Here is a 19,780-nt window from a genome sequence, read left to right as displayed (position 1 = left end):
GTACCAGATGCGTTTTTAATGTCACAATCAAATATTACTCATTATTCAATACGCCTCTTGTTCATCCCATTTTTATTCTAAATATGCCGTTATAAACCCATAAATTTCTTATAAGCTTAAAAGTTTGATTATTATGTATAACAATTGATTAAATTATGGCTTAAGCCTAGGTTTTTGAAAGCTTTTGACTTCCTCCCATACAGTTTTTAGGTTATCTTGACAGGGCAAGTGATTACACTAAATCATGCATTTAACAACAATGATGCTATTCGGGTCTACACTGTAGACAGAAAGCTGAAACAAAATAAATCAGCGTCTCGACGTTAAGGGATACTTAATATGCAAATGTCAATGCCAGTGGCACTCTACCGTAACTTTTTAGGGCATGCGCCCGACTGGTACAAAAAAACCATTATCGCGTTTTTAATCGTCAACCCTTTCTTGTTTATGTTAAACCCTTATGTTGCAGGCTGGGCGCTAGTATTACAGTTCATTTTTACCCTCGCCATGGCGTTGAAATGCTACCCTTTACAACCAGGCGGACTGTTGTTGATTGAAGCGTTATTCATCGGGATGACCTCCCCTGATCACATGCTGCATGAAATTCAACTCAATTTGGAAGTAGTTCTATTGTTGGTCTTTATGGTCGCTGGTATCTACTTCATGAAAGATTTACTAATGTTTTTATTCACCAAATTAGTAATTCAAGTAAGAAATAAACTGATACTATCCGTGGCCTTTATTGCTGCTTCGGCATTTTTATCTGCATTTCTCGATGCTTTGACCGTAATTGCGGTCATTATTAGTGTCGGCTTAGGCTTTTATACTATTTACCATAAGGTTGCCTCAGGTAAAGAGTTTCAGTCCGAGCACGACCATGACCATACAACAGATGATACTGTACCTGAGTTGGGCCGCACAGATTTAGATGATTTTCGCGCATTTTTGCGCAATCTTTTAATGCATTCAGCAGTAGGGACGGCGCTTGGCGGTGTAATGACGATGGTAGGCGAGCCGCAAAATTTGATCATTGCCGACAAAGCCGGTTGGGATTTTATCGAATTTTTCCTTCGTATGAGTCCCATAACAATCCCAGTATTTATTTTTGGTGTCTTAACAACCATGTTACTAGAGAAAGTAAAATGGTTCTCTTATGGCGCCCAAATGCCTGAAAACGTTCGTGCTATTTTAGTTAACTACGACAAACATAACGATGAAACAAGAACCCCTAGAGACACTGCGAAATTAATTGTTCAAGCAATTATCGGTATTTGGCTAATTGTTGGCTTGGCGTTGCACATGGCCTCAGTTGGTTTAATCGGCTTATCGATAATCGTTTTGGCAACCTCAATGAGTGGTGTTATCGAAGAACATGCATTGGGCAAAGCATTCGAAGAAGCCTTACCTTTCACCTCGTTATTGTGCGTATTTTTCGGAATAGTAGCGGTCATTATCGATCAGGGCTTGTTTTACCCGGTCATAAGCTGGGCGCTCTCCTTCGAAGGTAAAACGCAGTTAGTTATGTTCTATCTTGCAAATGGTTTCTTATCTATGGTTAGCGACAACGTTTTCGTGGGTTCGGTTTATATCACAGAGGTAGCGTCTGCGTTGAAGGAAGGCACCATTACCCGCGATCAATTCGATATGCTTGCAGTAGCGATTAATACAGGCACGAATTTACCTAGCGTGGCCACGCCAAACGGGCAAGCAGCGTTTCTCTTCTTACTGACTTCAGCAATTGCCCCGCTGTTACGCTTATCCTATGGCAAAATGGTCTACATGGCATTGCCTTACACGGTCGTATTGACGCTCGTTGGCTTAGCCGCTACATACTTTAATCTCCTTGATATGACAGCTGTACTATATGAGATGAACTTGATAGAGCACCACACAGCGGATACCGTCTCGGGTGACTCGAGCCACTAGTTGTTGGGGGGAGCAGATGTTAAATGGAATAAGCCGTTGGCCCGGCCATACATCTTCATGGCTGTTACTTTTTTTAAGCGCGTGCGCATTGGTAGGTGCAGCGCTTTACTTCCAATATGGAATGGGTCTAAAGCCATGCATTATGTGCATCTATCAACGTACAGCTATGATTGGCATAATGCTATCAGGTTTGTTGGTGGTATTAATTAACACCGCCCCGACTCGTTTTATAAGTTTCGTCGGATGGGGCGTTTCGTCGGGTTGGGGCTGGTTAATCGCACGTGAACATGTCGATATTCTGAATGCTCCCAACCCTTTCTTCACAACCTGTGAAATCGTCCCGAATTATCCAGAATGGGCCCCTCTACATGAATGGCTACCGGCTATCTTTGAAGCTAAAGGTGATTGCCTGGAAGATGGTTGGCGTTTTATGAACATAGGTATGGCAGAGTGGATGGTGATTATTTTTGCAGTTTACTTCGTTCTTTGTATAACCTTTTTGCTAGTCAGATTGGTTGGTAGTCGTCGGTTTTGATAGACCTTTCAATCCTACCTAGCAGACTTCCCGCTATACAGACGATTGAAGGCCCGCTAACAATTGAGCGCATAGCTTCAAAACATGTGGACCCATTATGTGAAGCAGGCCAAAAATCTGTTGAATCTATTCGTCCATGGCTTGGTACAAGTTTGTGCCCCGTAACGCTGCCTGCAGCAAGACAGTGCGTGGCAGCACTAGAACTAAGCCGTAAACAAAATTATGGTTTAGCCTACGTACTAATGAACGGCCCCATATGTTTCGGGATGGGCGTAATTAACTACATACATCCCATTCACCTTAACGCAAATTTAGGTTTTTGGATCAGACCTGACGCTACCGGTAGGGGATTAGCAGTGGCCTTGAACCAACGACTGATCAAACTCGCTTTTGAACAGATGAAATTAGTGAGACTTGAAATATTAGTCGAACCAACTAACAAGGCCAGTATACGTGTAGCTCAAAAGCTTAACGCCGAAAAAGAAGGACTGTGTCAAAAACGCGTATTCGGCCGTGATGCTTTTTTATTTCGATTAACAGCCTAGCAAAATTTATAACCATCTCTTTCTGCAAATATATTGATAAAAGCATCGGGCTTACCATTCGATGCTTTTGCAGCAGATACACTTTAATCATTTTAAAAGTTTAACACTGTACGCCCTATCCCCTAACTGTGTCAGGAGTGCTCAACATCTCCAGATGTTTTTTGACCAATTCTTTCCAATCAAGCGTCACAGTTTGAATATTATCAAATATAGCGGAATGCGGAGTATAAGGCCTCGTCGCGTCCACGTTCACAATAGGCCCCCATGGGGATAAAGTGTAAGTTGCCTCTACATCACCAGTCTATCGTTCCGATAGCGTAACTTAATGGGGCATCCTAAGGGGGACCCCATATCGTTATTTGCGCTGCATTTGAATCAGTGTCCCCAATGTATTGAAAGAAAGTGTCCTAGATGTAAAGCACAAGCTCATCTTCACAAACGGGGTAATCATTAAAAAGTGAAAACACTACTGATTGTGCGTTGAAAGGTATGTATAGTGAGTGAGGCTTGATGTGTACGCAGAAAAAAGGGGATAAGTTAGAATCGTAGCTATCGCCCCCCCCCCCCCCACATTTGTCGTTGTCGGTTGGAGCATACCCTACTATAACTGTCAGCCACAGACGCTGCTGCGCACTTGAGGCCATCGAGACCATCCGTTTACGTATAACAGGAGCTAACGCTGCAATTAGGCGAGTTACATTTAGAAATAATGTGGCCGGAAAAACGTCAGTTTATTATCTATCTAGATTTTAAAGACCAGTAGGGATGAACATGGTTATACATTAGTCCAAATCTTCCAATGGCCACAAGGCAATATAATCCTCGAACTGCTCTAAATCTACTTGATGTTCGAATACTGTTTTACCCCTTACCGACATACCTTGCTTGTGCATAGCAGACTTTCTTCCTGCATTTAGAAGAGGATGCCAAGACGGTAGACCCCTGCCCTCATAGAGCCTGCGATAGCTACAACTGGTAGGCATAAAAAAGATGTCTTTAAGATTTTCTTTGGTAAGTTTAACGCAATCGGGGACCAGTCGGGTTCGCTCTGCGTATTGAGTACAACTACAGCTTTTAGTGTTAAGTAAATCGCATACTATATTAGTGTAATGCACCTTTTCGTGAGACTCAATTTGACCAGTTGGTGTAGCCTCCTCTACAGAGTCATCATCGATGAATTTATGCAAACAGCACTTTGCACATCCGTCACACAGAGACTCCCACTCTGTTTCTGTCATGTCCTCTAGTTTTTTAGTTTCCCAGAATGGCTTAGTCATTAGCAGATCACTTGAGTTTGGATATCGAAATGGTGAGCCATTTTAACACGTAATGTGTCTCCTTTAAGTAAAGGACCTACTCCACTTGGTGTCCCCGTCAAAATGATGTCACCAACATCCAGAGTAAAGGCATGAGACATCTTCATGAGCAATTCAACGATACCCACTAACATATCTTTAGTATTGCCCTTCTGCCGAATAGATTCGTTTACCTCAAGACTAAAGTCGATATTATTGAGACATTGAAACTGAGACTTAGGTGCGAAAGAGGAAATTGGACAGCTACCATCAAATGATTTAGATCGTTCCCACGGATGACCGGCTTTTTTAAGTTTTAGCTGAATATCTCGTAACGTCAGATCGAGTGCTACACCAAGGCCCCAAATAGCTTGCTCAGCTTCCTTGGCGTCGTCACAACGACAAAGCCTACGCTGTAATAGTATTGCTACCTCTACCTCATTATGACATGCGCCTTTATCATCAGGAATTTTGACAGTCTGCTCTAAAGCACAGAGCGAATTTAGCGGCTTCATAAATAACAAAGGTTCAGCAGAATCAGATGAACGGAAATGCTTGTTCATTTCGTCGATATGATCCTGATAATTTTTGCCCACGCAGACAACTTTATTAGCAGGAAGGTCAATCACCCCACCCGCACTATTCCTATGTTGGTACATCACTAGTATCCCCGTTTGATGCGATCTGACAGATAACCTACTGCCACTCCGAAGTAAGAGGAACGGTTCCACCGCATCAAGGTATGAAAATTATTGTAGACCAGATAAATACGCCCCTCCTCGCCATCTGGCATAATGAGCGATGCATTGATGGGCACAGCTGGCAAGTTTTGTTCATCATATCGGCGTACACCACGTCGTTGCCAGGTAGACAGAGGCATGAAGTTGTTTTTATCTAATCCTGCGTACTGAAGTGCCTTCTCATCCATAAGTTTAACCTGTCTGCCCCATGTATATTTTTCGTTCCATCCCTCAGACGAAAGATAATTAGCAATTGAAGCGAATACGTCAGCATAGCTATTCCAAATATCTTTTCGACCATCACCATCGTAATCCACTGCGTAGGTTAAAAAAGAGGTGGGCATGAACTGACTTTGCCCCATCGCGCCCGCCCAGGAGCCCTTAAATACCTCCAGCGAAGTGTGTCCTTCCGCTAAAATAGTTAGTGCAGCAAAAAACTGTTTCTTAAACAATGTTTCGCGACGGCCCTCGTACGCTAGCGACGCCAACGCGGACAGTACATCATGGCTGCCTTGAATTTTACCAAAATTTGACTCGTTCCCCCATAAAGCCACAATGAAGCGGGGCTGAACACCGTACTTAGTGCCAATTTCTGTAAGCAGCGCATGATGAGACTCATATAATTCAACGGCTTGTTTAACTTTCCAATCTGGTACGCGCGTTGCCAGATAAGAGTCGAGTGTAATTTTTCGTTCGGGCTGGTTTTTGTCAGCTTTAATAACCGTAGGTCGATACTGGATATGGCTCAGAGCATCGTTGACCAACTGTTGGTCGAAACCTTGTGTTAAAGCTTCGTCCTTCAGACCTTTCACATACTCATTAAAACCCGCTTCTGACTTTGTATCCGCTGCCCAAGCAACGGAAAACAAACAGCAAAGTGACAGGAAACTGCATACGAACTTAAGGTGGCGCATATAGATCAACTTTACTCTTCAACTTTTCGTGGTAAGCCCAGGCTCTCTCGGTGTTCGCCCAACCAATTTTCTAACTGCGCTGGCATCTGCAGATAGTATCCTTCTTCAGCCAATGCTTTTTTCAACGTATCAGCGTGCACACCTGCGACTTTTGCATGTTTTTCTACAGCCACTAACATAACAAATTGAGGCTTACCAAAGCTTTTCATTAGTGATTCAGGCACATCATTAAAGTTATCTTTTTTAGGTAGATATAAATACATACCCTCTTTTCGTAGGGTTTTATAGACCGCACATAGCATAGAATTCACTCTCAGAAGGGATTAATAGATATATTACACCAACACTGACGTATCCAACAGGTGACGTTTGTTATCAGGAATATCACCGAGCAACTCAATAACTCCGGCTGAAAAAAGTTTACCTCTCCATCCACTGAGCAAATCGGGGGCGAGACCTTGAGCAGAGGTCTCATCTTCATCGAACCACCACCACTTGAGCAGTTGGTTTATCTGTTTTTTTGATGCAAGCACTTCAACCTGGACATTTTTGCTCTCAGCTATATTAAGTGCAAGAGCTTTCAGATCTGCAGCGTATTTTTTGTATGCGTGAACATCAATTAAACGCTTTATTCGATCGGGCTTTTCGTTATCTTCAAGCTGATCAAATTTTTCTACCGCAGTTTTTATTACTGCGAGCAACGTATCCCCCTGTTTACGCACTACTTGCGGTGCGATACCAGGTATTTTGGCTAGTTGCAATTTATCAGTAGGCAGAATTTGTACCAAATCGATTAGTGATGTTTCTTTAATAACAAAATTTAATGCCATATCTTTTTCGCGGGCACGCTCGAGTCGCCATGAAGCAAGATTTTTTAATACATAAATCTGTTTTTGGTTCAGCTTCCAATTATTTTTTACTTGTAAATACGCCCACTCGGAAGGAAGTTGAGCCTTCTTTTTGGTCGTAAGATAAGAAATTTCCTCTACGACCCAGTCACGCTTGTTTAATTCATCTACTTGGGTGGCTAGTTTGTCATAGGCTGGCAATAAATAGAGAACATCGTTCGCCGCGTAATGTAACTGCTTTTCGCTTAATGGTCTTGCAAGCCAGTCAGTACGTGCTTCGCCTTTATCAAGCTGTATCCCTAAGAGTTCGTCAATTAATCTGCCATAGCCAATCGTTGCTCCCAAACCCAGAATATTCGCAGCAAACTGCGTATCAAATATAGGGCTAGGTGCTACTCCGAAGAAGGTTAAAAAAGCTTCTATATCTTCTGAGCAGGAGTGCAATATTTTAGTAATCTCCTGATTTCGGATCAGGTCCACGAACGGTGTAAAATCGTTGATAGGCAAGGGATCAATGAGGACCAGTTGCTCGCCATCATACAATTGAATTAAACCTAGCTGTGGAGTTAACGTGCGGGTTCTAACAAATTCTGTATCCAGCGCAATATTACGGTGGTTTGATGCTCGGCGGCATACATCGGCTAACGACCGATCATCACTAATAAGTTGATAATGCATAGTAAATTACTGGCTATGAGAATTATGTGAGCTCAAACGGGACCCGCTAAGCGTAAAAAGTAAAAAGTAAAAAGCAAAAAGTAAAAAGTAAAAAGTAAAAAGTAAAAAGTAATACCATGACTTAATACCTTAACGAGTATTGAATTACAACCATCGATATGATGAAACGTGATGCGGAATTCACCGCATCACTCTACTGGTATTAATCGCGAAGTTCTCTTCGCAAAATTTTTCCGACGTTTGTTTTTGGCAACTCGTCTTTGAACAAGACTTTTTTAGGGACTTTGTATCCTGTCAAATGCGACTTACAATGGGCAATGATATCTTCTTCTGTTAGATTAGGATTTTTTTTCACCACGAACAGCTTCACAATCTCCCCGCTGGCTTCATGGGGTTCCCCCACTGCCGCCGCTTCTACCACGTCTTCATGCATAGCCGCTACTTCTTCAATTTCGTTAGGGAAGACATTAAAACCGGATACCAGAATCATATCTTTCTTCCGATCAACTATGTAGAAATACCCCTGCTCGTCGACAGTAGCAATATCCCCAGTGGCTAACCAACCGTCTTTTAAAATTTCATCTGTAGCCGCTTGTCTATTTAAATAGCCGCGCATTACTTGTGGGCCTTTGACCCACATTTCGCCGGGTTCGCCCATTGCTACTTCATTGCCATCTTCATCAACCAACATAATGTCAGTGGATGGCACTGGTAAACCGATGGAGCCTTTATACGCTTCTATTTGCGGCGGATTAACAGTGACTACAGGTGAACACTCGGTTAAACCATACCCTTCTAACAAAACTGTTCCCGTTACTTTTTGCCATTTCTCGGCGACGGGTCGTTGTACAGCCATACCCCCACCTAATCCAAATTTGAACTTCGAGAAATCTAGTTCATTGAACCCAGGTGTATTTAACAAACCATTAAACAGCGTATTTACACCCGGCAGAATAGCAAACGGATACTTTTCGAGTTCTTTGACAAAACCTGGCATATCACGTGGATTCGTAATCAACAGGTTCGGACAACCACATTTTAGGAACAACAGGCAGTTCGCTAGTAACGCAAATATATGGTAAAGCGGTAGCGCGGTAACGACTAAATCTTTACCCGGCTCAATCGCTGTTTCCAGTATACCTGACACCTGTTCCAGGTTGGCAATCATATTACGATGCGTCAGCATCGCGCCTTTTGAGACACCCGTCGTACCGCCAGTATATTGTAAAAACGCTAAATCATCTCCCGTGATTTCAGGCTTGGAATAGCTTTTTCCTTCGCCTTCTTTGAGTGCTGATTTAAACGACTTAGCCGCCGGTAACGAAAACGACGGCACCATTTTTTTAACATGTTTAACTACCGCATTAACAATCCAGCGCTTAGGTGCCGGTAACATATCACCAAGCGAGGTCAGTAAGATTTGCTCTACTTTGGTATCCTTTACCACCTCCTCGAGCGTACTGGCAAAGTTTTCGACAATGACAATAGCTTTCACATTCGCGTCGTTAAGCTGATGTTTTAGCTCTCTTGCGGTATAAAGAGGATTGACATTAACAACGACTAACCCGGCTCGTAATATTCCAAACATGGCGACTGGATATTGAAGGAGATTGGGCATCATTACTGCCACAGCATCGCCACGTTCAAATCCGCTATTTTGTAGATAGGCAGCAAAACTGGCCGACAAGCTATCCAGCTCATTAAACGAAATGGAATGCCCCATGTTAATATAGGCCGTCTGGTCACCATAGTTTTGAATTGACTGCTCAAAAATATCAACTATTGAGCTGTATCTGTCAGGATTTATTTCTGCTGATACTCTTTCGTCATAATACTTAAGCCAGGTCTTCTCCACGAAACCTCCTTCCATTTTTCTTATTTTGTGTACGCTAGGCCGTTATTTTTATGAGAGATTCAAGTGTAGATTTTTATCGGCGATACCACACATTGAAGGCCACTGGTCTGATTTCTTGCGTATAGTATAGGATGAACAAGCAAAGATAAACGATCCTATTTACAATTGTTCTACAAATTGCTTAATTCCGGTGGCTACCGCCTCAGTTTGCTCCATGTGTATATGATGTCCGCCTTCATATTCCACTAACTGACTTTGCGAAAACCAAGGTTCTCGCTTTTCATACATGCGTCTTAATTCTTTAAAGCTTTTCGAAGCGGCACCAAACCACACTGGGCAGCGAATATTTTTCATCAGGTTTTCTGCCTGCTTTTCAGTCATGCGTAGAGAAGATTTAGTTCTGAGCCTAGGATCACTCGCCCAAAAACAGTGTCCACTGGCATCCTGGGTTAAGTTACGTCTAATAATCAGTCTGGCATTGTCTGCAGATATATCGGAAATTTTACAGCGGGCGTTAACGGCCTTCTCAAAATCTACCACACGCAATCGATTACGGGTTTTCTCAAATCTGCTTAACACAGATTCGCGTAATTGTTCTGTAGTAGTTTCTTCAGGTTTCGTTAATGGGCCGCAAGCATCCAAACTGATCACCGCGTCTATTTTCTCTGGAAACAACGCTGCGTAAATAGTGGCGACGATCCCACCCAGGGAATGGCCCATCAAAATAACCTGACCGAAATCATTGTCAGCAAAAAAAGCGTGTAAATCTTGAACATAATCGATTTGGTTATAGTGGGCACCATGCGGGCGATGGGAAGAGCGGCCATGCCCGGCCATATCGAGAGAAATAAATTGATAATCATGTAGAAAGGGAGCTAATACAGACAGGCTTGCAGCGTTATCAAGATAGCCATGCAAGCCAATTATTGTTTTACCCTGTCCGCGATTTTCAAGCCCACCTAACACCATTCGGCCAGCGTGAAATTCAGTTTCAAACATACTCAATGCGGTCACTCCTTGCCAATTTCAGCGGCAATCTCTTGCCTATTGAAGCATGAGGTTGCCGTTAGGGCTCGTCTCTTCTGTTTCGCATTGACGAGCGTTTATATTCCCGTTCCTCTACTCGGGAGCGGATTGTGTCTGGGCTAGGCCGGCTTTTCGTTGTACTTTTCCTTTTTAGGACCGGTCTTGTAGAAACTGCCGGCGCTCTATTCCTTCGTTCAATAATTCTATATCTGGAATGATGTATTCCCCAATATGGCCGATGGAACGTGTAGTAAAAGGGAGAATACCAGCCTAAACCATAGCTAAAATATACGGTGGAAACGTCATATTCGGATTCTTTACGCCAGATGTAAAAATCATCTACAGCAAGTGTGGGGTAGATGTATGGCTGTTCCCCCACCATTCCCGACATCGGTACATCTAAACGTCCCACAAATGTTACGGTTCGCCCCTCTTCAAACATAATGGGATCGACAAACCCGTTAATACGTGCTTTAAATCGGCCTACCGTATTTTCATTCGTTACAGGTTTACCATAGTGATTTAAAGGAAAATGTGCTACTTCTACAAACGTTTTTTGTGATTTATTTTCCACATTGACAATTATACCGCCCCATCGTGCCATACTTCCTTTTACTGTTTCTCCCCCCGTAACAGAGCGAGAATAGCTTATTAAAGGCGTGTCATCCGGCACCTTAATTTGGTTTGGCACCATAGCACAGCCGGATAATAATAATGCAAACAACGCGACAGCGTGACGGATCATAGCGTTACCTTTCAAAATACAGAATGTTCCTTTTCTATAGTATCGGAATTGAAGCTGAATAAAACCTGAATTAAAGAATTAAGACAGGGAACTAAGCATAAATATCGACGCCGAGAAGTTTGTGAATATCCTCTCTACGCGACTCGCGTTCCAAACTTAAGTACGACTCTACAGCCTGTTTGCCTTTGCCTGCGGGCTGGTCATAACCCGATTGTTTTTGAAACTTACTGGCTTCATCCAGCACATCTTCTGTAGCTGTATAACGGACTAAATCACTACGTTGATTAACTTTGTGAGACGGCGACTCTTGCTCGATAGGAATTTGGCGCGCAGGCGGAACCGCCGCACGTTCTGGTGCCGCGTCAGGACGAGGGATGATCAGAGTGGATTCTATGTCCATTCGACTCATTTAACTACTTACGTCTCAGATATTCCAATTTTAGATTTGCTTGTGCTAATCCGTCTATTTTTACGAAAGTTTTAGCACTTATATGACGTTTAGGGTCTAAACGTCATTTTTCTGACTAAAACTAACTCTTTTCACAATTATTGTTGCTAAGGCAAATACCGGGCCAACCGAATATCGTTACTCTCGGCCGGGTAGTTTTTTCCACGTAACTTTATCTCGTAGGTAAACGGGCGATACTTTTTCCGCAGTGACGGCTTCTTGGTTTGAAATAGCTTTAATAGCAAGGGGTAGCATAAATTCAGCGGCAGGATACAGAATATCTACCGCAATACCAGTAACCCGCTTTTGTTGTAACTCAGGATACGCATTCCAACCTGTTCCTACTGCGGTATAGGTTAGCCCCTCCAGATGTGCTGCGGCTGTTGCTGGAGAACAAACCTGCTCTTTAATGAGCTCAACCAAACCTTCTTCACGCTGTTGATATACAGCAAAATATACTTCACTCATTCGAGCATCAATAGCACACGCACACGTGGTAGCATCAGTTTGCGTGAAACACTGCTGGGCCATAGCCGCTAACGTACTTACTCCCACTACGGGTAAAGTTGCGCCAAACGCTAACCCTTGTACCATTCCTGTCGCAATGCGGACGCCAGTAAAGCTACCAGGACCACGACCAAATGCTAACGCATCTAACTTATCTAATTTAATAGCCGCTTGCGCAAGGATCTCATCTACCATAGGCAATAAGCGCTGGCTATGTTGTTGCGGGCACAACTCAAATTTAGCCTGCACCTTATTATCTTTAAGTAAAGCAACCGAACAGGCTTCAGTAGCCGTATCAATGGCGAGTATATTCATATCAATTTTTACTTTTCAACCTAATCAATTTCTGCCAAAAAGGCATCAACAGTATCTAAATTTCGTGTTCGGCGCATGTCGGGCAAACTGGCGACAAATGTTTTCGCATAAGGCTTAGTGACCAGTCGATTATCGCATATAACTAACACCCCTTTATCGCTGGGATCTCGAATGAGTCTTCCGGCGCCTTGCTTTAACGTTATTACTGCTTGCGGAATCTGAATAGCCGAAAACGGATTACCTCCTTTCTTTCTCACGTCGTCTATACGCGCTTGCAACAAAGGGTCATCAGGAGATGCAAATGGAAGCTTATCTATTAAAACGCAAACCAGATCGTTGCCACGAACATCTACCCCCTCCCAAAATGCGCCAGTCCCTAATAACACGGCACTTTCGTCAGCTAGATAATCGCGCAACAAAGCCTGTTTGGTAGTGGTACCTTGGACCAATAAAGGATTATCCACTGCATCTTCAAGTCTTAAAGCCATTTTTTTGAGCATCGCGTGGCTGGTGAACAGCAAAAAACAACGTCCTTTACTGGCTTTGATTAAACGCTTTGCTACGTCAAACAGTTTGTCTTGCAAAGCCAAACTGTTTGGTTCTGGTAAGTAGCGCGGCACACATAAAAGAGCTTGGCGTTGGTAATCGAAGGGACTATCTAAACCCAACGTATTAGCCTCCTCTAGGCCCATTCTTTTCTGAAAATGCGTAAAGCCATCATCCACCATTAAAGTAGCTGATGTGAAAATCCAACCGCGTGGCGGTTCTGACACAAATCGTCTAAATTTTGCCGCAATTGATAACGGAGTTAAATGCATTACCAGATGACGATTAGTGGTTTCATACCACAAACTCACCCCTGTCTGCTCATAATCGCGCAGTGCATCCAGCTTTTCACGTGACGCCACTACACGTTCATAGATATGATCTAAATCCTTGTCTCGCCCAATATGTAATTTACATACGTCATGCAGCACTTCCAGGGCCGCAGCTAGTTTTTCTATTTGCAGTTGCACGTCATCGCGTTGCAGGGCTTCAGCCCAGTTACCTCGTTGAGGATTGGCTGGAAACAGTAGGCGTAAGTCTGCGGTTATCAGGCGACATTTCTCAGCAGCTTTATCCAGTTGTTCCGCATCTTTTAATACCGTGCGATAAAGTAAAGTGAGATCTTTTGCCATATCCTGCAATTGTCTTGTGGATAGAGATTCGCCGAAATAGTCACTGGCTATTTCCGGGATCTGATGTGCTTCATCAAAGATTATCGCATCGGCATCGGGAATAAGTTCACCGAATCCCGTGTCTTTTAAGGCTAGGTCAGCAAAAAATAAGTGGTGGTTAACGACCACAATATCAGCATCGAGCGCTTTCCGTCTGGCCTTAACCAGATAGCAATCTTCGTAATCGGGACAATCGCGGCCAAGACAATTATCCACCGAAGATGTAACCAGCGGAATCACTTTGGCATCTTCTGGTAGCGTTTTAAGCTCACCGATATCCCCAGACTTCGTCGTATTCGCCCAGGCGCGTACCGCAGTTAACTGATTGAGTACTTCTTTTTCAACAAGAGTGGAATTACCGCCATGCTGCCCTAATCTATGGGTACACAGGTAATTAGCTCGGCCTTTAAGTAACGCCGTTTTACGGTTACTGGAAAGTGCCTTTTTAACCAATGGTAAATCACGATGAAAAAGTTGTTCTTGCAGGTTTTTTGTGCCGGTAGAAATAATTGCTTTACCTTTGCTCAGAAAAACCGGGGCCAGATAGGCAAATGTTTTTCCTGTACCTGTTCCTGCCTCAACGATCAGCGACTGTTTGTGTTGAATCGCTTTATGAACGGCTTCAGCCATATCGGTTTGCGCTGTACGAGGGACAAATCCTTTAATCGCAAAGGCGAGTAATCCGTTTTTTTCGAATACATCTGATATGGTAGGCATGCAACTACAAATCTGGCAAAACGTGCATTATGCCAAAAAACCAGTGTAAATGGGCGGAAAATTTACGCCTCTTTTAGGTCTTCTGAAAATAAGGCAAGAGGCTCTCCGGCGGCTAAGCTGAAAGATTGCCGAGTATCAACAGTATGCCTTGTGCTACTCAGCATGTTTACGTAATCACCTTCACAAAAGGCATCCTTTAGTTTTACGTTTACTCTGACTTTAGAAAAATTGATTATTACCAGTACTCTTTCATTATTTTGTGCTCGGATAAAACTGAATACACTATCCATCTGGGTATTAGGAATTTGAATCATTGTCGCGCCATAGGCTCCGTTCCATAAGGCTGACACCTTATGTTTCCATTTAATTAGTCTTCGGTATAAGTCACCGATGGCGTGCTCTTGCCACTCAATGGGATCCCGCTCAAAAAAGGCTAGCCTTTTCGATTCGCCAGCTTCCTGACCATTGTAAATCAATGGCACTCCCTCCCCCAACACTGACAAAATAATTGCAGCTTCAAGTACGTGCCCGAATTGCTCGCGCTGTGTACCTTCCCAGGCATTTTTATCGTGATTAGATACAAAGGTCATACGGTAAGCGTTTTTAGGCCACGCTCTCTCATTCCATGAATAGTATTTTCGTAGCTTGTCCAAAGGCCACCCCTGCCTCGCAATTCCATGGACCGTTTCGTTCCAACTCCAGGCATAGGTCATATTAAATGCTTTTTCGTGCAGATCCCGGCTTTCCCACTCAGCCAGCAGGAAGACAGGTTTTATGGTATCCAGTTTGAGACGAGCCTGCTCCCAGAAATCTTTTGGCACGTAACCGGCCACATCACAGCGAAATCCATCTACGTCGAACCTCTCCACCCAATAGCACATGGCTTCAATCATGTAATCACGCAAAGACTGCTGCGCATAGTCGAATTCAATAATGTCATCCCAATCCCACCATGGAGACGGTCTAAAGTTACCGTGATGATCTTTTGCATACCACTGTGGATGAGTCTTAACAAGATAATTGTCCCATGCACTGTGATTAGGCACCCAATCTAAAATCACTTTCAGGCCAAGAATATGGGCATGTCTAACAAGTGACAAAAGGTCGTCTTCGCTACCAAACTCAGCGTTTATCGCGTGATAATCTTTTACAGCATAGGGACTCCCTAACCTCCCTTTTCGATTGACCTCACCGATAGGGTGAACAGGCATAAGCCAGATGATATCTACGCCAAGGGATTTTATATGATCAAGCCCCTGCTCCACCCCTTTGAAGTTTCCAGCTTTACTAAATTGACGAGTATTTACCTGGTATATAACAGCACATTTTGACCATTCGGGTTGTTCTACAGAATAAAGGGGTGTTTCAATAATCTTTGAGGCGGACATAACGCACCTTTTTTCATAACCATGACGGCGGGTACGTTTACCAGCTAGAAAGGGATTGATCGTTCACGAACTTAGAAAATGGGTAAGCCAGCAAGCCCCATGATCATTACCCAGCCAGCAAAGAACAGTTTTAGTTTGATTGGCGAGAATGCCAGCACAACGTACTTAGCCACCATACCTCCAATAATTGCTCCCATACCGGCGAACATTACCACTGGCCAATTTATTGCCATGGTGTTGATAATGTGATGGGGGATAGCTCCCCAAACAGTAAATGCAGTTAAAATTACCGCTACTGCAATAGACATAGCGATATTAAACCCTCGGAGGATTAAATAAACCGCTACCAGTTCACCTACCCCGACCGATAACCATGCCGTCAGCACGCCCCCTGCACATCCAATCCCTACAAGGCATATTGCGTCAAACGCTTGTAATTTATTTCTATATATCGGGTGGGCTTTCATCATACTCGTTGCGAACAATGCCAGCGACAGTACGATCGAAAAAATACCAAAGCCTAGATGGATATCTTCCACCTTACCTTGCAGAAATGATAGTTGTTCAAATGCGCGCGTACCAAACTGGGTAAGCCATATACCACCCAAAGAGGCCGGCACCGCCACCGTTAAGCTTCTTGGTAACGCTTTCCATTCTGCATTAGGCGCTTTCTCTTTACAGTAATGATGCCACCATGTCAAAGCCCCCGCGGTCATACCGCAGCACTGGATCGCAAAACTGGTAGCAACGATAGAAACCGGCGAAAATGCCAATTGATTAAAAAAGGGGACAAACACTACTCCCCCACCAGCACCTGTCGCATTGGCGAATACAGCGCCTAATACACCTAATAGAGTGAAGGGAGAATAGGCTGTTATCAACTCGAAAGGTTTTGGCTGTATGCTTATTAATGCACACCAACACACAATAATGATTAAGAGGACTGCTTTTCGGGAGAACAAGATATTTTAGCTATTGTTTAATAGTTTTGACCCAGCGCGCACTTTGCCAGATTAAGTCAGAAAAATAAATCTCTATGCTAAGCTGATTAATTGAAAATTCTAATTTGTTAGTTAATAGCCCGCAAAAAATGATCACCAGTAAACAGTGCTCAAATCATTGGCGAATAGTCTTAAGGCCTAATCGTTCTGCTAGCTGGGCGCAATCAAAGATATTTATTGGAGTCTTAGCTGTACCTGTTTTGGCCATTGCATTAGCTTGGAGTCTTGTCGGAGGGTGGATTATTCTTCCCTTTGCAGGATTAGAAATTAGCCTGCTTGCATTTTTAATGTTCAAAGTAAATCATCAGACTTATCTTGAGCAAATCATTGTCATCAATAGAGATATTGTTAGTATCGAAACCGGTTTTAGGCAAAAAAATAAGCGTTGCTTATCTCGTAACACCTGCTATGTGCTGTATAGTGAAACTGAGAATGATTGGCAACTTCCGGTTATCAGGATTATTTCTGACGAAGTAGAAATAACTGTTGGCCAGTTTTTGAATTTAACCGACCGGCAGTTGTTAAAAAATGAATTACAACGTGCGGGCTTGATAATTTGCCGCCCGCATTGGTGGCGCGACTAAGGCAATTAAGGATAGAACCATGAGAGATTTTGATGTTATCGTGTTTGGGGCAACGTCCTTTGTAGGGCAAATAATAGCGCGTTACCTTGCAACGCACTATAGCCATCAGGATAACGTCAAATGGGCTTTGGCAGGTCGCAATCAGGATAAGCTCCAGAACATAGTCAAGGCGCTGCCGTCAAAACATAATACGAAACCAAGTCTGATTATCGCGGATGTGAACGACAATGCCTCGCTAATCGCCTTATGCAAACGTGCTAAAGTGGTGTTATCTACCGTAGGTCCGTACGCACAGTTTGGCGAACCTGTGGTCAGGGCGTGTATCGAGTGTGATACGAGCTATGTTGACTTAACAGGTGAGCCACAGTGGATAAAAGCTATGTTGGACCTCTATAGCAAAGCTGCAAGTGAGAGTCAGGCAAAATTAGTTAACAGTTGTGGTTTTGACTCTATCCCTTCAGATTTAGGTGTCTATTTTTTGCAGCAGCAAAGTCAGCTGCGGTTTAACAAACCCTGTACCAATGTCGCCATGCGCGTTAGACGCATTCGTGGTGGCGCGTCCGGCGGGACTATCGCAAGTATGTTGCAATTGGTTGAAGAGATGGGGCGAGACAAGTCTCTCCGCAAAAAATTAGCTAACCCTTATGTCCTCTGTCCAAATAATCATAGAATGTCGGTTAGACAGCCAAATATTAAAAAAGCGTGTTTCGATGATCATACTCAGCGATGGATAGCGCCTTTTATTATGGCAGCTATAAACACACGTATTGTGCATCGTAGCAACGCGTTACTCGGCAACGCATATACAGATCATTTCACGTACGAAGAAGCGTTAGTCACAGGTAAGGATACCAAAGGGGCAATGACGGGCTGGATGACAACATTTGGTTTAGGCGGGTTTATGGTAGCGGCGTCGGTTAAACCGTTACGGGGGTTAATGGAAAAATACTGGCTACCAAAGCCAGGAGAAGGTCCTTCCGAAAAAGCACAACAGGAGGGTTTTTTCGATATCTATTTTTACGGAAAAACCGATGAGGGAGACACGCTTACCGTACGAGTCACAGGCGATAAAGATCCGGGTTATGGCTCTACGGCCCAAATGATTGCAGAAGCGGCTATTAAACTCGCAAAATCTGAAAAGTTGCAGGCACTACCTGGAGGTTTTTATACCCCTGCCAGTTGTTTTAAAGACGCTTTATTTGGTCCGTTGCAAGAACATGCGGGCTTAACATTCGAAGAAGTTACCCATACCGTGGCTAAAACGAAGGTTAAGTCGACCTGACCTTCCCTCGAGACTATTATTGATGTGCAGGCGTTGACCTTCGAGAAACAGCTCGCTCTACTGCCGTTCGTGCTTCGAGGGGAAGTAAGAATCACATGCAGTTGCATTAGACTCAGGCTCTGTTAATCAACTATATTGTCTTTTGTACAGCTTTTTTTATGTTGTAAGCTGTACGTTAAAACAGTTGTTTGTGCTTCAGAAAGGCCGTACATTTAGCCTGTGTACCTACTGCCTTACCGGAGCAATTCATGAAAAAAGGACTTATCGCAGCCATATCACTGTTTTTTGCATTGAACGTACAAGCTGCATCTGTGTGGAAAGTGTCAAACAATTCACATAGTTTATACATTGGCGGAACCATACACATTCTCAGCCCTCAGGATTACCCTTTACCCCCCAGTTATAAATTTGCGTATAAAGAATCTGATAAGCTTATTTTTGAAACAGATATTGCGGCGCTGACAACCCCTGAATTTTCCCAGCTTTCCATGCAAAAGCTTACTTATCAAGATGGTCGAACATTGCAATCGACATTGCAGCCTGAGACTTTTGCAGCGCTAAAGTCACATTTAGAATCGCGTGGGGTACCTATTGCGAATATGCAAAAACTTAAACCCTCATTAGTGGGTGTTACCATTAGCATGTTAGAGCTTCAGCGATTGGGACTCACAAGCCAAGGCGTTGACAGTTATTACTACACCATTGCTATGGGAGACGGAAAACTAATGGACTGGTTTGAAACCCCTGAAGAGCAATTGGATTTTATCGCCAACATGGGTGAAGGAGATGACGATGCTTTTGTTCGTTACTCCATCGAAGATGTAAAAAAAATTCCTTCTATGCTCGAACAGCTTCGCGGTGACTGGCGAGCGGGTGATGTCGAAGCGCTCAATAAGTATCACTTGTTAGAGTTTAAGGAAAGCTACCCTGATATTTATCATACATTGTTAACCGAACGTAATGCTGAATGGATGCCTGATATTGAAGAAATGCTCACCACCCCTGAGGTAGAGTTTGTATTGGTAGGAACGTTGCATTTACCTGGTGAGACTGGACTACTCAAACTACTTGAAGCAAAAGGGTACACTGTTACGCAGGTTGCAGAGCCTCAATAATTAGTCATACATTTAGGGCGCGGTATCTCGCGCCCTATTCTCTTACCTTATATCCTCTCACGCGCCCAAGTTTTGATATTGCATTAATACTTTCTTTGC

At 43.4% G+C, this 19,780-nt stretch carries 19 protein-coding genes; 6 read left to right on the top strand and 13 right to left on the bottom strand.

Annotated elements, in window-relative coordinates:
- Window positions 1–339: 339 nt before the first annotated feature.
- The 3 genes from nhaB to OPS28_RS12105 are packed head-to-tail and all read left to right on the top strand — an operon-like array spanning window position 340 to window position 3,006.
- Window positions 340–1,926, top strand: a complete 1,587-nt coding sequence (nhaB, locus tag OPS28_RS12115; protein ID WP_265609727.1) for a sodium/proton antiporter NhaB — start codon at window positions 340–342, stop codon at window positions 1,924–1,926.
- A gap of 16 nt (window positions 1,927–1,942) precedes the next feature.
- Entirely contained in the window at window positions 1,943–2,461 is a 519-nt protein-coding gene (gene dsbB / locus OPS28_RS12110; protein WP_265609726.1) for a disulfide bond formation protein DsbB, read from the top strand.
- Window positions 2,458–3,006 carry a GNAT family N-acetyltransferase gene (locus OPS28_RS12105; RefSeq protein ID WP_265609725.1) on the top strand — a complete coding sequence of 183 codons (549 nt, stop codon included), beginning with the start codon at window positions 2,458–2,460 and terminating at the stop codon, window positions 3,004–3,006. Before dsbB ends, OPS28_RS12105 begins: the two co-directional genes overlap by 4 nt.
- Before the next feature lie 782 nt (window positions 3,007–3,788).
- On the opposite strand, the gene OPS28_RS12100 is transcribed toward OPS28_RS12105, so the two are convergent.
- The 13 genes from OPS28_RS12100 to OPS28_RS12040 all read right to left on the bottom strand — a co-directional run bounded on the left by OPS28_RS12100 (window position 3,789) and on the right by OPS28_RS12040 (window position 16,664).
- Window positions 3,789–4,283 carry a YcgN family cysteine cluster protein gene (locus OPS28_RS12100; RefSeq protein WP_265609724.1) on the bottom strand — a complete coding sequence of 165 codons (495 nt, stop codon included), beginning with the start codon at window positions 4,281–4,283 and terminating at the stop codon, window positions 3,789–3,791.
- On the bottom strand, window positions 4,283–4,960 hold the full coding sequence (locus OPS28_RS12095) for a fumarylacetoacetate hydrolase family protein (RefSeq protein ID WP_265609776.1): 678 nt from the start codon (window positions 4,958–4,960) through the stop codon (window positions 4,283–4,285). Before OPS28_RS12095 ends, OPS28_RS12100 begins: the two co-directional genes overlap by 1 nt.
- Before the next feature lie 2 nt (window positions 4,961–4,962).
- Window positions 4,963–5,955: a lytic murein transglycosylase gene (locus OPS28_RS12090; RefSeq protein WP_265609723.1), complete on the bottom strand. Its 993-nt coding sequence runs from the start codon at window positions 5,953–5,955 to the stop codon at window positions 4,963–4,965.
- An 11-nt stretch (window positions 5,956–5,966) separates the two neighbouring features.
- On the bottom strand, window positions 5,967–6,257 hold the full coding sequence (locus OPS28_RS12085) for a YcgL domain-containing protein (RefSeq protein WP_265609722.1): 291 nt from the start codon (window positions 6,255–6,257) through the stop codon (window positions 5,967–5,969).
- A 33-nt stretch (window positions 6,258–6,290) separates the two neighbouring features.
- Entirely contained in the window at window positions 6,291–7,481 is a 1,191-nt protein-coding gene (gene rnd / locus OPS28_RS12080; RefSeq protein WP_265609721.1) for a ribonuclease D, read from the bottom strand.
- 202 nt (window positions 7,482–7,683) lie between these two features.
- Window positions 7,684–9,336, bottom strand: a complete 1,653-nt coding sequence (fadD, locus tag OPS28_RS12075) for a long-chain-fatty-acid--CoA ligase FadD (RefSeq protein WP_265609720.1) — start codon at window positions 9,334–9,336, stop codon at window positions 7,684–7,686.
- Window positions 9,337–9,495: 159 nt separating this feature from the next.
- The gene (locus tag OPS28_RS12070; RefSeq protein ID WP_265609775.1) at window positions 9,496–10,335 is read right to left on the bottom strand and encodes an alpha/beta fold hydrolase; all 840 of its coding nucleotides are present in this window, start codon (window positions 10,333–10,335) and stop codon (window positions 9,496–9,498) included.
- Window positions 10,336–10,402: 67 nt separating this feature from the next.
- On the bottom strand, window positions 10,403–11,107 hold the full coding sequence (locus tag OPS28_RS12065; protein WP_265609719.1) for a Slp family lipoprotein: 705 nt from the start codon (window positions 11,105–11,107) through the stop codon (window positions 10,403–10,405).
- 91 nt (window positions 11,108–11,198) lie between these two features.
- Window positions 11,199–11,516, bottom strand: a complete 318-nt coding sequence (locus OPS28_RS12060; protein WP_265609718.1) for a hypothetical protein — start codon at window positions 11,514–11,516, stop codon at window positions 11,199–11,201.
- Window positions 11,517–11,693: 177 nt separating this feature from the next.
- Window positions 11,694–12,377, bottom strand: a complete 684-nt coding sequence (gene tsaB / locus OPS28_RS12055) for a tRNA (adenosine(37)-N6)-threonylcarbamoyltransferase complex dimerization subunit type 1 TsaB (RefSeq protein WP_265609717.1) — start codon at window positions 12,375–12,377, stop codon at window positions 11,694–11,696.
- A gap of 20 nt (window positions 12,378–12,397) precedes the next feature.
- Entirely contained in the window at window positions 12,398–14,311 is a 1,914-nt protein-coding gene (locus OPS28_RS12050; protein WP_265609716.1) for an ATP-dependent DNA helicase, read from the bottom strand.
- Between the two features lie 62 nt (window positions 14,312–14,373).
- A complete protein-coding gene (locus tag OPS28_RS12045; protein WP_265609715.1) occupies window positions 14,374–15,699 on the bottom strand; it encodes an alpha-amylase family glycosyl hydrolase in 1,326 nt (441 codons plus the stop codon).
- A 71-nt stretch (window positions 15,700–15,770) separates the two neighbouring features.
- On the bottom strand, window positions 15,771–16,664 hold the full coding sequence (locus tag OPS28_RS12040) for a sulfite exporter TauE/SafE family protein (protein WP_442863994.1): 894 nt from the start codon (window positions 16,662–16,664) through the stop codon (window positions 15,771–15,773).
- A 125-nt stretch (window positions 16,665–16,789) separates the two neighbouring features.
- Between OPS28_RS12040 and OPS28_RS12035 the strand changes: the two genes are divergently transcribed.
- The 3 genes from OPS28_RS12035 (at window position 16,790) to OPS28_RS12025 (ending at window position 19,681) form a co-directional block, all read left to right on the top strand.
- Window positions 16,790–17,284 (top strand): DUF2244 domain-containing protein, encoded by a 495-nt coding sequence (locus tag OPS28_RS12035; protein WP_265609713.1) that lies wholly within the window; start codon window positions 16,790–16,792, stop codon window positions 17,282–17,284.
- 19 nt (window positions 17,285–17,303) lie between these two features.
- Window positions 17,304–18,566 (top strand): saccharopine dehydrogenase family protein, encoded by a 1,263-nt coding sequence (locus OPS28_RS12030; RefSeq protein WP_265609712.1) that lies wholly within the window; start codon window positions 17,304–17,306, stop codon window positions 18,564–18,566.
- A 248-nt stretch (window positions 18,567–18,814) separates the two neighbouring features.
- Complete coding sequence (locus OPS28_RS12025; RefSeq protein ID WP_265609711.1) at window positions 18,815–19,681, top strand: TraB/GumN family protein; 867 nt, start codon at window positions 18,815–18,817, stop codon at window positions 19,679–19,681.
- Window positions 19,682–19,780 lie beyond the last annotated feature (99 nt).

This window comes from Alteromonas sp. ASW11-130 (genome assembly GCF_026183735.1).
GTDB lineage: Bacteria > Pseudomonadota > Gammaproteobacteria > Enterobacterales > Alteromonadaceae > Alteromonas.
This window is presented reverse-complemented; position numbering and strand designations above follow the sequence as displayed.

Excerpts from the sequence above, each read along its gene's own strand:
- rnd (WP_265609721.1), bottom strand. The coding sequence starts at position 7,481 with ATGCATTATCAACTTATTAGTGATGATCGGTCGTTAGCCGATGTATGC.
- OPS28_RS12035 (WP_265609713.1), top strand. The coding sequence starts at position 16,790 with ATGATCACCAGTAAACAGTGCTCAAATCATTGGCGAATAGTCTTAAGG.
- OPS28_RS12025 (WP_265609711.1), top strand. The coding sequence starts at position 18,815 with ATGAAAAAAGGACTTATCGCAGCCATATCACTGTTTTTTGCATTGAAC.
- OPS28_RS12060 (WP_265609718.1), bottom strand. The coding sequence starts at position 11,516 with ATGAGTCGAATGGACATAGAATCCACTCTGATCATCCCTCGTCCTGAC.
- OPS28_RS12045 (WP_265609715.1), bottom strand. The coding sequence starts at position 15,699 with ATGTCCGCCTCAAAGATTATTGAAACACCCCTTTATTCTGTAGAACAA.
- OPS28_RS12030 (WP_265609712.1), top strand. The coding sequence starts at position 17,304 with ATGAGAGATTTTGATGTTATCGTGTTTGGGGCAACGTCCTTTGTAGGG.
- dsbB (WP_265609726.1), top strand. The coding sequence starts at position 1,943 with ATGTTAAATGGAATAAGCCGTTGGCCCGGCCATACATCTTCATGGCTG.
- OPS28_RS12095 (WP_265609776.1), bottom strand. The coding sequence starts at position 4,960 with ATGTACCAACATAGGAATAGTGCGGGTGGGGTGATTGACCTTCCTGCT.
- OPS28_RS12070 (WP_265609775.1), bottom strand. The coding sequence starts at position 10,335 with ATGTTTGAAACTGAATTTCACGCTGGCCGAATGGTGTTAGGTGGGCTT.
- OPS28_RS12090 (WP_265609723.1), bottom strand. The coding sequence starts at position 5,955 with ATGCGCCACCTTAAGTTCGTATGCAGTTTCCTGTCACTTTGCTGTTTG.
- tsaB (WP_265609717.1), bottom strand. The coding sequence starts at position 12,377 with ATGAATATACTCGCCATTGATACGGCTACTGAAGCCTGTTCGGTTGCT.
- OPS28_RS12100 (WP_265609724.1), bottom strand. The coding sequence starts at position 4,283 with ATGACTAAGCCATTCTGGGAAACTAAAAAACTAGAGGACATGACAGAA.
- OPS28_RS12050 (WP_265609716.1), bottom strand. The coding sequence starts at position 14,311 with ATGCCTACCATATCAGATGTATTCGAAAAAAACGGATTACTCGCCTTT.
- nhaB (WP_265609727.1), top strand. The coding sequence starts at position 340 with ATGCAAATGTCAATGCCAGTGGCACTCTACCGTAACTTTTTAGGGCAT.
- OPS28_RS12085 (WP_265609722.1), bottom strand. The coding sequence starts at position 6,257 with ATGCTATGTGCGGTCTATAAAACCCTACGAAAAGAGGGTATGTATTTA.
- OPS28_RS12065 (WP_265609719.1), bottom strand. The coding sequence starts at position 11,107 with ATGATCCGTCACGCTGTCGCGTTGTTTGCATTATTATTATCCGGCTGT.